Here is a 14,066-nt window from a genome sequence, read left to right as displayed (position 1 = left end):
AAAATATTTTTAATTAATTTGAGCCACCGTTATCTCAATAATCAGATACAGGTCTTTAATTGATTAGAAAAAATAATTTTCACCATGAATTATTTTTCAACATAAAAAATACTTTAGGATTATTTACATCGTTTTTATTGTATGGTTTCGTTATGATTTCATCGATTAATCACGCTTAGTCATTAATTAAATTAAACTTAAAGGAAATAAATATTATTAACAGGCAGTATATGCAAGACAAAACAATTCAATTTAGTAAATTTTTAAGCTACGTTTTACGCCACAAACCTGAAGCCATTGCACTCACTCTCGATCAAGATGGTTGGGTTAGTGTTGATGATTTATTAGTACAAGCCAAGCGCCACGGGAAAAAGCTCACCCGTGAAATATTAGAGTATATAGTTGAGAATAATAATAAAAAAAGGTTCACCTTCAATACTGAACATACCATGATCCGCGCCGCGCAAGGCCATTCAACTCAACAAGTTAATCTCAATCACATTTCGCAAACACCCCCAGAGTTTCTTTATCATGGAACCGCAATACGTTTTGTCGATTCAATTAGACAACAAGGGTTATTAGCGGGTAATCGTCATCATGTGCATTTGTCGGACAACACAGAGACGGCAACCAATGTAGGAGCACGGCACGGCAAGCCCATCGTTTTGGTAATTGAAGCCCAAAAAATGGTGGAATCAGGTTATCTATTTTACTTATCAGATAACCACGTTTGGTTAACTGAACATGTTCCCGCCAAATTTATCCAACCGTAATAGCTAAAGTGGCAACGCATATGTGACCTTAACCGTTTCCATGGGGACTTCGGTCTTAATACTTTGGATACTGTTTATTTGTGTTAAATGATCCGCATGAAAACGGCGATATGAAGCAAGGTCTTGAGTGACAATGCGGATTAATGCATCACACTCACCCGCCATCAGATGGCATTCCACCACTTCAGGCATCTGTTTAATATCCTCAACAAACTGATTAATGGTCTTAGCATCCTGTGTTTTAAACCAAATGCGCGCAAATAACGACAACCCCGCGCCTATTTTGGCGCCATCAAGTACCGCCACATAACGTTTTATCACTCCCGCCTCTTCGAGCAATTTTACACGACGCAAACAAGGAGACGGGGAAAGCCCAACCTCTTTAGCCAGCTCAACATTCTGTATTTTTCCATCACGCTGTAGCACCTGTAAAATACGTCTATCAATGGCATCGAGTTTTATCATATTCATTTTTATTGAAACCTAAAGCTCACTTATTAATATTTATTGATATTCAATGCTAATTTATTATTATTTTCAAGCAATAAAACAACCCTATACTACTGCATTGTCGTTATAATTTTTACGCAGCTGGCCAGTTGCCTCATCAACAATAAAATCAAAGAGGTCATTCTATGGAGTTACACACATTAGCATTATTCAGTGCTACAGTGATCCCACTGATTTGCACACCAGGCCCTGATATTTTATTTATTTCAGCACAGGGGCTTTCAGGTGGGCCAAGTGCCGCTTGGAAGGCTAATTTAGGGATTATTTTAGGTTATGTAACCCATGCGATACTGGCGGCACTTGGCCTTGCTGCAATTGTTGCAACCTCACCAATGGTGTTTCATACAATAAAATGGGTTGGTGTTGCCTATGTAGCATACCTCGCTGCTCGGATGATCATGTCTGCAATGAAAGCCAATGAAGTCAAAATACAAAAAGTATCGAATAAAGCGGTGATTGGTAAGGCATTTTTAACCAGTTTTTTAAACCCTAAAGGCTTACTGGTGTATTTTGCAATCTTACCTAATTTTATTCAGTTGAGCGAAAGTGTTGCGATTCAATCGCTAATCCTTTCTGCCACTTTTATTGTGTCTTGTGTGGTGATTTATGGCGTTATTGGGATGTTGTTTGCTTCCATGCATAAAAAACAAGGTTATAACGACAATAAACGCCGCATTACAGAAGGCGTTGCAGGTGGCTTGTTAACCTTTGCAGCTATAGGATTAGCGGCAAGTTAACGTGGTAATAGTTCAATATAAATCAGCTGGCTATTGGCATTAAGGGGGGTCACTTCACCCTCGCCGATATCCGGCAACCACCAACCGCCTTGACCAACCACCATTCGGTTACAGCTCCCGCCAGACACAGCCCATTCGCCACGTCGTACAAAAACTAGACCAGCTTGATTGTTCGGCAGTTTACACGTCTCAGTCACTAAAGCGCTTTTTACCACCCAGCGATCCGCGCGGAAAATAAAATTCAATAGCTGTGTATTCGGCTGGCTCACATTGATCGCCGCATATTGCTGAGCTGAAAATTGAGCATGCTCACCAACCTGGCTCAACCGCTGCGTAAAATTTTTATTATCGGTTAATGTTATTTCTTGGTTATTGAGCAAAATAACTAACCTTTCACCTTCAGCGTAGCGTTTAAGGTAGCTATCTTGATTAATCGTCGCGATGCTTGCACGTAATGAATAATCTGAAGCCACGGGCCAGCAAAAAACTTCTTGGCTGGCCCCTCCTCCATCATTCCATTTGAGATGTGGCAAATCAGTGATATCAAAACATTTAATTTTCACATTACCTCCCAAAACGTTGTCACTCACTGTTTTAGATGTGTACTTAGAGTCGCAAAGTTAATCTTTCAAGGCAATGAATTTACAACGATAATGTGACTAATCGCGCTTCTCTTTAATTAATTGGTGACATAATCGACCTAATGTTTTCATCGCCTCTTCAATACGCTCAGTCCATGTAAAAGAGGCATTTAAGCGAAATGCATGGTTAAACTGATCACTGGTCGAAAACATACTGCCTGGTGCAATGCTGATACCTTCTTTTAATGCTAATTGATATAAGCGAATTGCATTAAACGGCGGCTCAAATTCTAACCATAAAAAGTAACCACCTTTAGGCATATTCACTTTTACCGAGGACGGCATATACTTCGCTATTGCCCCTAGCATCTGATGCTGTCGTTGTTCCATGGTGACTCGCAATTTACGTAAGTGACTGTCGTACCCCCCTAAAGAGAGGTACTCAGCAATAGCGAGCTGTGTGGGAACACTTGCTGACACCGTACTCATCATCTGCAAATGCTGGATTTTGGTTGCATGATGCCCCGCAGCCACCCACCCCACACGATACCCAGGAGCCAAACATTTGGAAAATGATGAACAGTGGAAAAAGTGCCCTTTAGTATCTAACGCTTTGGCAGGAATGGGTTGTTTGTTGCCAAAATACAATTCACCATAAACATCATCTTCAATTAATGCAATTTGGTGTTTATTTAAAATATCCACCAACCGCTTTTTATTGGCTTGCGGCATTGTGCCACCCAATGGGTTTTGATAATGCGTCATCAACCAACAAGCTTTAATCGGGTATTTGTCGGCAATGTCCTCTAATGCATCAAGATCGATACCAAATAAAGGGTCAGTTTTAATCGCGATCGCTTTGAGTTTTAACCGTTCAATCGCCTGCAATGACCCATAAAATGCGGGAGATTCAATAACGACCCAATCTCCAGGTTGGGTCACTGACTGCAAACTTAACACCAACGATTCCATCGCACCTGCAGTAATCACAATTTCATCTGGAGCGACATGGATACCTTGTGTCGCATAACGCTGGGCAATATTACGACGTAATTGCTCATTTCCTGGCGGTAAGTTAGCGGGTGTATTAAATTTGGATAAACGCCTCGCGACGGATGCCAATGATTTAGCGAGTTTAGGGTCATCCAATAACGCAGGTTCTGGAAAAGCAGAGCCAAATGGGATAATATCGGGATCCTTACAAGCTTGTAATACCCCAAATATTGAAGCGTTAATTTCTACATTCTCATTTAAGTGGAGCCCTTTTCCCCCTTTTGCCGCTGCAAAGGCGTTATTTCGGTTGGCCACATAGTATCCAGATTGTGGACGTGCGGCGACCCAACCTTGGCTTTCAAGTAATTGATATGCTTGCACCACGGTCATTAAACTGAGACCTGATTGCTTAACACTTTCCCTCAGTGAAGGTAATCTGTCACCAACTTGCCAAATATTGTCTTCAATTTGTTGACGAATTTGCGCTGCTAACTGTTCATATCTCGTCATAGCCGCCTCAACTGTTATAGTTAATATCCCGATAATTGTTACTATTATAGTTTATCGTCTCATGTTCTACTTATCCACACATTCACCTGACTTTTTTAACTATAAGCACAAAACATTTTTAGTCGGATTGCGATACTTAGCATTCCGGTGTGAGCAATTTATTTTGCTAGGGATAAGCACCTCTATTGTGATCACCAAGGCTTTAAATGCAGCGTGCCATTAACATATCCACTCAGGGGTCAATATGTTTGGACTAACTGCGCTGGAGCTTGCCCGTATACAATTTGCGTTTACGGTCTCGTTCCATATTATTTTTCCGGCCATTACTATTGGGCTCGCAAGCTTTCTTGCGGTGCTACAAGGCTTATGGCTAAAAACACGTGACGAAGACTATATAAAACTGTTCCATTTTTGGACAAAAGTTTTTGCGGTTAACTTCGGAATGGGCGTGGTATCAGGATTGGTGATGGCATACCAATTCGGTACTAACTGGAGTTTCTTTTCAGACTTTGCAGGCGGGATCACAGGCCCGTTACTCACATATGAAGTGTTAACCGCCTTCTTCCTTGAAGCGGGTTTCCTCGGTGTCATGTTGTTTGGCATGAACCGTGTCGGTGAAAAACTGCACTTTTTTGCTACCTGCATGGTCGCGCTAGGTACCATTATTTCCACATTCTGGATTTTGGCATCTAACAGTTTTATGCAAACACCACAAGGTTTCGAAATCATCGATGGCCGTATCGTCCCCGTTGATTGGTTAGCGGTGATCTTCAACCCTTCTTTCCCATATCGTTTATTGCACATGACGACGGCTGCATTCCTTGCTGCGGCATTCTTTATTGGAGCATCTGCGGCATGGCATTTACTCAAAGGCAATAAATCCAGCGCAATGAAGAAGATGTTCTCCATGTCGTTGTGGTTGATTTTAGTTTTAGCACCTGTCCAAGCGTTAATTGGTGATGCGCACGGCTTAAATACGCTGAAACATCAACCTGTTAAAGTTGCTGCAATGGAAGGCCACTGGGAAAATAAACCTGGTGAAGCCACACCGCTTATTTTGTTTGGTATTCCAAACCAAGAGAAAGAAAAAACCGAATATGCCATCGAAATTCCGTACCTTGCGAGCCTAATTTTAACTCACAGCATTGATAAACAAGTGCCTGCATTAAAAGAATACGCACCAGAAGACCGACCAAATGTATTCATGGTGTTTTGGTCGTTCCGTGTAATGGTCGGTTTAGGCTTATTAATGATAGCCGCAGGGGTTTGGGGCTTATGGCTTCGTTACCGTAAAAACCTGTATGAGTCCAAAACATTCCTGCGATTTATGTTCGTCATGGCACCCTCTGGCTTGATTGCTATCTTAGCGGGCTGGTTTACGACGGAAATTGGTCGCCAACCTTGGGTGGTGTACGGTTTGCAGCGCACCTCAGATGCCGTCAGTGCCCACGGTGAAATGCACATGAGCATCAGTTTAATCGCCTTCTTTGTGGTTTATGGTGGCGTATTCGGTATCGGCTACATGTACATGATGAAATTAATTCGTAAAGGTATCGCGGAGGACGCAGCTCATGGGCATTGATTTACCTCTCATTTGGTTTGTCATCATCGTATTTAGTATGTTGATGTATATCGTGATGGATGGCTTCGATTTGGGTATCGGTATTCTCTATCCCGCCCTAAAAGATAGCCAAGACCGTGACTTAATGATGAACAGCGTTGCCCCCGTTTGGGATGGTAACGAGACGTGGCTTGTGCTCGGCGGTGCTGCTTTATTTGGTGCATTCCCGCTTGCCTACGCCATTGTGTTAGATGCGTTATCCATACCGCTAACTTTTATGCTGTTAGCCTTGATTTTCCGTGGTGTGGCATTTGAATTTCGCTTTAGAGCGGATGAATCTCACCGTCGCCATTGGGATCACGCGTTCATTTGGGGCTCTATTTTCGCGACATTTGTTCAAGGCGTCGTCGTGGGAGCTTTTATCCAAGGCTTCCACGTGGAAAACCGTACCTTTATGGGCGGCTACTTTGATTGGTTTGCCCCCTTCCCACTGTTTTGTGGTTTTGGCTTAGTTGTTGCTTATGCTTTACTAGCTTGTGGCTGGCTAATCATGAAAACCGAAGGGCATCTACGCCGTACCATGTACCGTATTCTGCGCCCATTGACCTTATTAATGGTTGCAGTGATAGCTGTTATCAGCTTATGGACACCGATGCTTAATCAAGCCATTTTTGATCGCTGGTTCACACTGCCCAATCTGTTCTTCTTCTTGCCTGTTCCATTACTGGTTCTGGGTTGTACATGGCTAATCTTAAAAAGTGCAAAGCGCCAGCAGCATGATAGCGTTCCATTCTTATCTGCCTTGATGTTGATATTCCTCGGCTTTACAGGTCTGGGGATCAGTATCTGGCCAACATTAATCCCACCAGCAATTAGCTTCCGTGACGCCGCGGGCCCCTCTGAAAGTTTAGGCTTTATGTTAGTGGGCGCGTTATTCATTATTCCTGTTATTTTGGTTTATACCTATTGGAGTTACTATGTCTTCAGAGGAAAAATTACCCCAGACCAAGGCTACCATTGATACCGCCGTAACCTCCCCTTGGTGGAAAAAACTCGGTTGGATGGCACTAATTTGGCTAGGAAGTGTATTAGCACTGTTTGCTTTCTCTTCCGTGTTTAAATTGATGATGACCGCCGCAGGGATGAAAGTGAAGTAGATAACTTAAGTGCCTTATGTTAATACCTAAGGCACTGAGGTTGTTGACAACGCAGGATAAAAGCGTGGTTTTTCCTGCTTTGTGTTATCAGCCGAAAATCAATAAATTGATTTTCCTCGTCTATTTTCAAAACCTATCCAACCTGCAGCCAAACCTAATCGGTTTGTCAGCAGTCTGAGTGCCTTATGTTAATACCTAAGGCACTTTTTATTGTTTTATGTGAAACAAATGGGGTGAATATAGATAGTTATATAATTAATATACGTGATATGATAATGATAATAGTTACCAAATAATAAAATTATCATTAATGAAGGAGAATGTCCGTGGCTACTGAACAATCCGTTGAAAAAAATATCTATCGCCCGGCGCCACCGCAGCTTATTCAAGTTAAATCCATTACTGATGTCAGCCCCTCCATTCGCAGCATCACTTTTACGGGTGAAAAGCTTGCAGACTACCCAACCAATAGCGAAGGTGGGCACTTAAAAATCTTTTTAGCCCCTGACTTAACCAGCCAACCCGCTCTGCCTATCCTTAGTAAAGAAGGCCGTAGCTGGCCTGAAGATAAACCTCGCCCATTTGTGCGCACCTATACCGTTAGAGCGATTCGCCCTGATGTCAGTGAAATCGATATTGAATTTGCCATGCATGACGGTGCGACAGGGCCTGCCTATTTATTTGCCCGCGATGCCAAACCTGGTCATTGGATGGGGATCACCAATCCTGGTGGCCCAGACCCACTACTACCAAGTCGAAAACACTATTTTATGGCGGGGGACTCCAGTTCACTGCCTGCCATTGCCGCATTATTAGAAAAAATGCCAGCAGATGCCCAAGGAAAGGTGGTACTACGCATGGATAACCCAGCGGATGTACGCCCACTTAAAAAACCTGCTCAAGTTGAAATCATTTGGATTTGTGGTGATATCAGCAAAACTGCTGAATTAATTAGCACATTTAAATCGTGGGATATTCCTGCCACAGATTGTGCATTTTGGATAGCGGGTGAAGACCAAATAATTCGTGATTTACGCCGTTTTGTTCGTCGTGAAAAAGGGTTTGGCCGTGATGATATCTATGCTATTCCATACTGGCGCCACGGCTATGATGAAGAAGGTTATCACCATGAACGCCATGCTGTAATGGATAACCCTGACGATTAATTAAGTTTTAAATTACCCTCAACGCTTATCAGTTGCATTATCGCTGATAAGCGTTTCCCTACCTGTTTCCTGCCCACTTTTTGAGTTTACTTGCATCGTATCACGCTATCTTGCGCATTTTTTTATTGCGTTAAATGTTATGTTATAACATAATAAATCTGAACATTATCAAAATAGGAAATGACAGTGCATAAACACACATTATTAAATACAGCGCTTAGCGCAGTTTTTGCCATTAGCAGTTTTTCTGCTATCGCACACGGTTCACATAGCCATGCACATCCGCAATCGGAAAAAGCCCTTCAAGCCTCAAAAGGCATCTTTGAAGATTCAGATGTCAAAGACCGCTCGTTAAGCGATTGGCAAGGCGTATGGGAGTCAGTAAATCCATTATTATTAAATGGTAAGTTAGATGCTGTTTTAGAAAGCAAAGCACAGAAAAATAAAGATAAAACCGTTGAAGAATACCGCGCTTACTATAAAAAAGGCTACGCCACAGATGTTGACAGTATTGGCATCGAAAATAATGTGATTGAATTTACCCAAAACGGTGTCGTCAATAGCTGTCAATATGCGTATTCAGGCTATAAAATTTTACATTATACTTCGGGCAAAAAAGGCGTTCGCTACCTGTTTGAGTGCCAAGATGCTAAATCCAAAGCGCCAAAATACATTCAATTTAGCGATCATATTATCGAGCCGCAAACGTCAGGCCATTTCCACTTATATATGGGGAATGAATCACAAGAAAAACTCCTGGGACAATTAGACAATTGGCCAACCTATTACCCTTATTCATTAACCGATGAGCAAATCGTCCACGAAATGCTGTACCATTAATCATCAGTGACTAATAAAAAATATGCCCCAGTAATCACTTATGGGGCATATTTTCATCACTCTTAAGGCAAATGAATTAGTCGTTATAGGCTAATAGCGCTTTATGGCACAATTGAGATCTCACACAATCATCAATGGTAAAGTTCACCATCGAGACCATTTCATCACTGCTGAAACGTTGTAACGCATCCGCAAGACCAGACTGCACCCCATCAGGTAAGTCACACTGAGTCACATCCCCGTTAACAATAACCGTGACGTTTTCCCCCAAACGCGTTAAAAACATCTTCATTTGGGTGACAGTGACATTTTGCGCCTCATCTAAAATCACAATGGCATTTTCAAAAGTTCGACCACGCATATACGCAAATGGCGCGATTTCAACTTTCGCAATTTCAGGACGCAAGCAATATTGTAGAAATGAACTCCCTAACCTTTTGGCTAGAACATCGTATACAGGGCGAAAATAGGGGGCAAATTTCTCAGACATATCCCCAGGTAAAAAACCAAGGTCTTCTTCCGCCTGAAGAACAGGCCTTGTCACAATGATCTTGCTGATATCTTTATTAAATAAGGCATCTGCGGCCAGCGCGGTACTGATGAAGGTTTTACCACAGCCTGCTTCGCCATTGGCAAAAATTAACTGTTTGTGTTTAATCGAATTAATATAGAGCTTCTGAGCTTCATTTCGTGGCAGGATTGGTGAGCCATCACGACGTTCCTTTGCCATACCAATAGGCTCAATGCCTGTCAGTTCAGCGAAGGACGCAACGTTATTCATGTCAAACCGACCAGAACGTTCTTTACGTGATGAGCGTTTCATTTCACGACGTGCTTTTGTTGCAGCTTTCTGTCTACTCATAGTATTAACCCTTCCAGGTATCAGTGATGTCAATTTCAGATGACTAACTATTCAGAACAGAGAGGAGCTCCCTTCAAGCTCTTAGTTAACGATAAAACGGTGTAATGTGGTTCAATCCTCTTTCTTTTTAACGGGCCATAAAAAAACCGGTTAGTCATCTCACCATGACAATTTCATGATGGAGGCTAACCGGTCTTGTGTTCGTATTAATAAATACTGACTTCCCATTAGTTTCTCCTGTGACAGCGATACCGTTAAACTAATGAATCTGTATGACACTAATATGACAAACTGCAATATTTTTTGTGACTCAATGAGGCGCTGTTTTTATTGCAGTTTTTACTTTCCCTAAATATAGCGCTAATTTTTTTCAGAAGGCAACATTTTTTTAACACATTTTTGTGTTTTATTTGTCACATCAAACTTTCACTAAAAAAAACGCCAATAATCAATTCGTTATTGGCGTTTAAATGACCATTAACGTGGCTTGCAGTTACCAGCCAGGTGATAACCCGCTTCTTGGGCCGCATTTTCGTTAGAAAACATGATTGCATTTTTATCTGATAATGTCTTAAAACCAGAACAATGGGAGAAATGATACTTTTTGGAATTTTTATTACCTTTAATTTCAGCTGAAATTGCTAAGTTAGTTTGTTTTTCAGACTGTTTAGGCAATATTACAGTTGAAGATGGAAAAATCTTCACACCTTCCCCCCCATTTTTATGGTTTAAGCTCCACTGTTTTTGCCCTGTCACAAATGGATTATGGTGCCCCATTACTTTAGCAATACGTTCATCACGGGTACGTTCCCACAGGTTTGGTGGGAATTTTTTATCCCATGCCATCAAGAGTTGCTGTTGCTGACGTGACATGGATAAATTATAACGGTCATGCATATAAAAATAGACACGAGCAACCTGCCCTTTCACCTCATCACGGGGCTCAAAGACTTTTTGTTTAAAATCGACACGGCTACGACACATTCCATATGGATACGGGGTATTTGGGGATAATTGACCGAAGCTAAAATTGCTTCTATCTCCATTTACCTCACCAATGGAAGGCGCCAGGTTATGCAAATCAGCTTCCATACGAGCAAAAACAGGGTCTGTCGAAACACAATTTTTCCGCCCACCATTCTGCCAACATTGGCGCTGATGACCGAATACCCATGCAGGCACAATATGTTCCCACTCTATACGTTCGGCACGGCTTTGCTGTTTGCGTACCTGATAGCCACAAGAGATTAAATCCACTTGCCCACCACTTTTGCCTACCCACTCCCACTGACAGCCACAGTAAATCGTTCCTTCCCCTTGTTGACTTTGATCGGAATAGACTTGAGTTTTGCTGAGCACTTTCGCTTGGGTGAATGAGCTAGGTGCTGCAAAAGAAAAGGAAAATGGTAAAAATAGAAAGAAAGACAGAATAAAACGGAAGAAAGACAAAAAACTGAACTGTTTCAAAATAACACCACTAATCAGAATATAAGCGAAAAATTAATATAAATACGTTAGTGTTATTTCTAACACTCTAATGCATATAGAAAATATCGTACATTCTAATCAAATCAAAACATTTATGGTATCAGCGATTGCCTATTTTTATTGAATAATTACACCTTCGGATTTTCTGCAAATTTAATAGCTCATGTTAGTTATTATCGGTGTTTTTTATCATTAATAACGCCAAGCGGTAGCCTGCTTCAGAGCAAAAACATCCCTTAGCTTTATTGAATATCACACACTTGGGCGTTTACGGTATAGCCACAGCCCAGGCAATGAAATACCGATGGATAATGCCCCCACAATAAAAGAAGCTTTTAAGAAGTTTGTCACTAAAACCTCAATTAACTCAGGGCTATAACCAAATTGGGAAAGCTTCACCACAGAGATCATCGCCACATAGGCACTAATACCAGGAAACATAGGGATCACCGCAGCAACCGTAAATACTTTTGGATGAGCTAACCACCAGCGGGACCATTGGATACCAATGATGCCAATTAAAATCGCGGCGAGAAAACTGGCCCATTCAATTTGTAGCCCTAGCGCCATCAATATCATTCTAAACCCATAGCCAATCGCACCGAGCAAAGCACAGTATTTAAGTGCCCGCACAGGGACATTAAACACCATGGCAAAGCCAACGGCAGGAATAGCGGCCAACACCATTTTTTCGATTAACACTAATAGAAATTCTATGCCCATTCTTTTAAATTCCAGATAGTCATGGCTAGTACCACACCAATACAGGTTGCGAGTGTGAGTAAACTTGCCATTGTCCAGCGTGCTAAACCTGTATTCACATGCCCTTTAAACATGTCTGCAACCGCATTAATCAACGGGAAGCCTGGTACAAGCAACAAGACACTCGCTGCCATCGAAATGGTTTCTGTCACCGCCAGATAAGGAATTTTGAGTAATAGCCCTGAAACTGAGGTAGCAACAAAGGCAGTAATGCAAAAATTGATCAACGGGTTCATTTGGTGAGAGGTTAAAACCTGCCTAATATACATTGCACAACCACTGGCTAAGAATGTAATTAAGGCACTTTCCCAACCACCGCCATTGAGTTTACTAAAGCATGCACAGGACAACGCAACCATTAGCACCATCAACCAACGTGGGTAACGTAATGGTTTTATAGAAGACAGTTTCTTTTGTAACTGTTTTCTGTCTAATAAATGATGTTCAACTAATATTACGGCATGTTGTACTTCTGTCACCACATGCATATTAATACCACGGTCAATAATTCGTCGTGTTGAGGTTAAACAGTGGCCATCAATAATTGTCGTTAAAACTAAAGAGTTAGACGAAATAGCACTGTCCACTTGACTAGCACCAAGTGCAATGCCTAATCGCGTTGTCAATTGTTCCACTAACATGCTCTCAGCACCATGTTGCAACAATAATAAGCCGCATTCGATGCATAGCCGAGTGATTTCCCGTTGCATTTCAACAGAATCTCCCTCTGTTAAACTGTGCCCATTTAACATACATCCCGCCATTGCGCCCCCAAGATTATGACAAGCATTCAGAAATTCACTTAAACATGTTAGTCTTTACAAATATCATAAAGCCAACTATCAGCTTAAATCATGATCTCTTTCAGGTAAATCTGTGATTCAGAGCCTATGGTTTAAACTTTTTTGGCAAAATTGCCACTTTATTTCATTATTCAAACAAAATGATAGGATCAATCATTCATGAATAACGCCCTTGCAGCCAAAACACCAAAAGGCAGACGCCGCCATCAAGCGATTATTACAGCGGCAGCTGAGGTATTCCTACAATATGGTTTTGAGGGAGCAACTTTGGACATGGTGATTGAACGTGCTGGCGGATCTCGCTCTACACTCTATAAAAACTTTGGGGATAAAGAAGGATTATTTGCTGCAGTTATTGCTGATATGATTGATGAAATTTTCTCAGAACCAAACGAAAAAGTACCACATTTTACTACCATTGAATCTGTACTGGCTTTTTATGGCTCACAGTTCTTGATCAGTGTACTTAAACCACAATCTATTAGCTTATACCGATTGATCCTTGGAGAGTACAACCGTTTTCCTGAAATCAGCCAAGCATTTTTCGAACAAGGCCCTGTAAAAAGCTACCGTTTACTGACCCAAAAACTCCTTGAATTACCTGAAGTGACTGTCGATGAAAAAACATTATTACCTATTTCATCACGATTTTTGGAAATGATCAAAGCGGATGTATTCATCACGACATTTTGTGTTGAAAACTTCAAACCCAGCGATGAATTTATCAACCAACAAATTGTACTTTCTGTTGATATCATCGCTAGCTATATTCGAAAAATAAGCGCTTAACCTTTCCATCAAGCTAAAAGAGCTTGAGCTTGTATTTTCGCTGTATAAATATCCTTCGCCAATAACACCTCTGGGCCATACAATGCAGATAGCATCGGCGCTAGGCGTTCTTTTTCTTCTTTATCACTCCCATCGGGCTGCAATGTCACTACCATCGCACGACAATGTTGTTCCATAGGTTCTTTAGCATGCTTTAGCCAACGACGTACATATTTCATGCTTTCGATATCCTCTGCTGATGGTTTATCTTTTGGTGCTGTTGGCGGATATACTAAGGTAAACTGTGCCCTTCGTGCTAATAATAAGTCCATTTCCTCTAGCCATAAACGTGTTTCATCCATTGTGGATGGGAAGGCGTTCATAATACAAACAGGCCAACTGTTTGTGTCCACCATAATTTTATTCTGCATAATAATCTCACTGTATGTCATCAAAGTGTACTAGAGTGTACACTTTTTATTTAAGACCAGTCAATAATGATTATCATTTGTATTTTGCAAAATATGCTATTCTATAACTTGTTGTGCAGGAATA

At 41.4% G+C, this 14,066-nt stretch carries 16 protein-coding genes; 8 read left to right on the top strand and 8 right to left on the bottom strand.

Going from position 1 to position 14,066, the window contains the following annotated elements:
• The first annotated feature begins 230 nt into the window (after positions 1-230).
• Positions 231-773, top strand: coding sequence for an RNA 2'-phosphotransferase (locus M1F05_RS08825; RefSeq protein WP_206084103.1), 543 nt, complete (start codon positions 231-233; stop codon positions 771-773).
• 3 nt (positions 774-776) lie between these two features.
• On the opposite strand, the gene M1F05_RS08820 is transcribed toward M1F05_RS08825, so the two are convergent.
• The gene (locus tag M1F05_RS08820; RefSeq protein WP_225818287.1) at positions 777-1,244 is read right to left on the bottom strand and encodes an Lrp/AsnC family transcriptional regulator; all 468 of its coding nucleotides are present in this window, start codon (positions 1,242-1,244) and stop codon (positions 777-779) included.
• Positions 1,245-1,408: 164 nt separating this feature from the next.
• Here M1F05_RS08820 and M1F05_RS08815 point away from each other — a divergent pair, with 164 nt between their 5' ends.
• A complete protein-coding gene (locus M1F05_RS08815; RefSeq protein WP_206084102.1) occupies positions 1,409-2,020 on the top strand; it encodes a LysE family translocator in 612 nt (203 codons plus the stop codon).
• Here M1F05_RS08815 and M1F05_RS08810 read toward each other — a convergent pair.
• Together M1F05_RS08810 and M1F05_RS08805 are read right to left on the bottom strand one after the other, a co-directional pair.
• Positions 2,017-2,583 (bottom strand): HutD family protein, encoded by a 567-nt coding sequence (locus M1F05_RS08810; RefSeq protein WP_206084101.1) that lies wholly within the window; start codon positions 2,581-2,583, stop codon positions 2,017-2,019. The genes M1F05_RS08815 and M1F05_RS08810 overlap by 4 nt on opposite strands.
• Before the next feature lie 96 nt (positions 2,584-2,679).
• On the bottom strand, positions 2,680-4,104 hold the full coding sequence (locus M1F05_RS08805; protein WP_206084100.1) for a PLP-dependent aminotransferase family protein: 1,425 nt from the start codon (positions 4,102-4,104) through the stop codon (positions 2,680-2,682).
• Positions 4,105-4,348: 244 nt separating this feature from the next.
• On the opposite strand from M1F05_RS08805, the gene M1F05_RS08800 reads away from it, so the two are divergent.
• The 5 genes from M1F05_RS08800 (at position 4,349) to zinT (ending at position 8,828) form a co-directional block, all read left to right on the top strand.
• Positions 4,349-5,686, top strand: a complete 1,338-nt coding sequence (locus M1F05_RS08800; RefSeq protein ID WP_206084099.1) for a cytochrome ubiquinol oxidase subunit I — start codon at positions 4,349-4,351, stop codon at positions 5,684-5,686.
• Positions 5,676-6,686, top strand: coding sequence for a cytochrome d ubiquinol oxidase subunit II (gene cydB, locus M1F05_RS08795; RefSeq protein ID WP_206084098.1), 1,011 nt, complete (start codon positions 5,676-5,678; stop codon positions 6,684-6,686). Before M1F05_RS08800 ends, cydB begins: the two co-directional genes overlap by 11 nt.
• Positions 6,643-6,822 (top strand): DUF2474 domain-containing protein, encoded by a 180-nt coding sequence (locus M1F05_RS08790; protein WP_206084097.1) that lies wholly within the window; start codon positions 6,643-6,645, stop codon positions 6,820-6,822. Before cydB ends, M1F05_RS08790 begins: the two co-directional genes overlap by 44 nt.
• Before the next feature lie 326 nt (positions 6,823-7,148).
• Positions 7,149-7,988, top strand: coding sequence for a siderophore-interacting protein (locus M1F05_RS08785; protein WP_206084096.1), 840 nt, complete (start codon positions 7,149-7,151; stop codon positions 7,986-7,988).
• 186 nt (positions 7,989-8,174) lie between these two features.
• A complete protein-coding gene (gene zinT / locus M1F05_RS08780; protein ID WP_371007118.1) occupies positions 8,175-8,828 on the top strand; it encodes a metal-binding protein ZinT in 654 nt (217 codons plus the stop codon).
• A 76-nt stretch (positions 8,829-8,904) separates the two neighbouring features.
• On the opposite strand, the gene phoH is transcribed toward zinT, so the two are convergent.
• From phoH to M1F05_RS08760, 4 genes are all read right to left on the bottom strand, one after another.
• On the bottom strand, positions 8,905-9,690 hold the full coding sequence (phoH, locus tag M1F05_RS08775; RefSeq protein ID WP_206084094.1) for a phosphate starvation-inducible protein PhoH: 786 nt from the start codon (positions 9,688-9,690) through the stop codon (positions 8,905-8,907).
• A 477-nt stretch (positions 9,691-10,167) separates the two neighbouring features.
• Complete coding sequence (locus M1F05_RS08770) at positions 10,168-11,139, bottom strand: endonuclease (protein ID WP_375084308.1); 972 nt, start codon at positions 11,137-11,139, stop codon at positions 10,168-10,170.
• Positions 11,140-11,430: 291 nt separating this feature from the next.
• Positions 11,431-11,901: a threonine/serine exporter gene (locus M1F05_RS08765; protein WP_206084092.1), complete on the bottom strand. Its 471-nt coding sequence runs from the start codon at positions 11,899-11,901 to the stop codon at positions 11,431-11,433.
• Positions 11,892-12,704 (bottom strand): threonine/serine ThrE exporter family protein, encoded by an 813-nt coding sequence (locus tag M1F05_RS08760; protein ID WP_241016833.1) that lies wholly within the window; start codon positions 12,702-12,704, stop codon positions 11,892-11,894. The genes M1F05_RS08765 and M1F05_RS08760 overlap by 10 nt, the downstream gene beginning before the upstream one ends.
• Before the next feature lie 198 nt (positions 12,705-12,902).
• Here M1F05_RS08760 and M1F05_RS08755 point away from each other — a divergent pair, with 198 nt between their 5' ends.
• On the top strand, positions 12,903-13,532 hold the full coding sequence (locus M1F05_RS08755) for a TetR/AcrR family transcriptional regulator (RefSeq protein ID WP_206084091.1): 630 nt from the start codon (positions 12,903-12,905) through the stop codon (positions 13,530-13,532).
• Between the two features lie 8 nt (positions 13,533-13,540).
• On the opposite strand, the gene M1F05_RS08750 is transcribed toward M1F05_RS08755, so the two are convergent.
• Positions 13,541-13,942, bottom strand: coding sequence for a hypothetical protein (locus tag M1F05_RS08750; protein WP_206084090.1), 402 nt, complete (start codon positions 13,940-13,942; stop codon positions 13,541-13,543).
• Between the last annotated feature and the right edge of the window lie 124 nt (positions 13,943-14,066).

The sequence above is a fragment of the Providencia sp. PROV252 genome (assembly GCF_033676005.1).
In the GTDB taxonomy this organism is placed as follows: Bacteria; Pseudomonadota; Gammaproteobacteria; order Enterobacterales; family Enterobacteriaceae; genus Providencia; species Providencia vermicola.
This window is presented reverse-complemented; position numbering and strand designations above follow the sequence as displayed.

Coding starts and splice junctions, on each gene's coding strand:
- M1F05_RS08825 (WP_206084103.1), top strand. CDS start 231: ATGCAAGACAAAACAATTCAATTTAGTAAATTTTTAAGCTACGTTTTA.
- M1F05_RS08820 (WP_225818287.1), bottom strand. CDS start 1,244: ATGAATATGATAAAACTCGATGCCATTGATAGACGTATTTTACAGGTG.
- M1F05_RS08815 (WP_206084102.1), top strand. CDS start 1,409: ATGGAGTTACACACATTAGCATTATTCAGTGCTACAGTGATCCCACTG.
- M1F05_RS08805 (WP_206084100.1), bottom strand. CDS start 4,104: ATGACGAGATATGAACAGTTAGCAGCGCAAATTCGTCAACAAATTGAA.
- M1F05_RS08800 (WP_206084099.1), top strand. CDS start 4,349: ATGTTTGGACTAACTGCGCTGGAGCTTGCCCGTATACAATTTGCGTTT.
- cydB (WP_206084098.1), top strand. CDS start 5,676: ATGGGCATTGATTTACCTCTCATTTGGTTTGTCATCATCGTATTTAGT.
- M1F05_RS08790 (WP_206084097.1), top strand. CDS start 6,643: ATGTCTTCAGAGGAAAAATTACCCCAGACCAAGGCTACCATTGATACC.
- phoH (WP_206084094.1), bottom strand. CDS start 9,690: ATGAGTAGACAGAAAGCTGCAACAAAAGCACGTCGTGAAATGAAACGC.
- M1F05_RS08765 (WP_206084092.1), bottom strand. CDS start 11,901: ATGGGCATAGAATTTCTATTAGTGTTAATCGAAAAAATGGTGTTGGCC.
- M1F05_RS08760 (WP_241016833.1), bottom strand. CDS start 12,704: ATGGCGGGATGTATGTTAAATGGGCACAGTTTAACAGAGGGAGATTCT.
- M1F05_RS08755 (WP_206084091.1), top strand. CDS start 12,903: ATGAATAACGCCCTTGCAGCCAAAACACCAAAAGGCAGACGCCGCCAT.
- M1F05_RS08750 (WP_206084090.1), bottom strand. CDS start 13,942: ATGCAGAATAAAATTATGGTGGACACAAACAGTTGGCCTGTTTGTATT.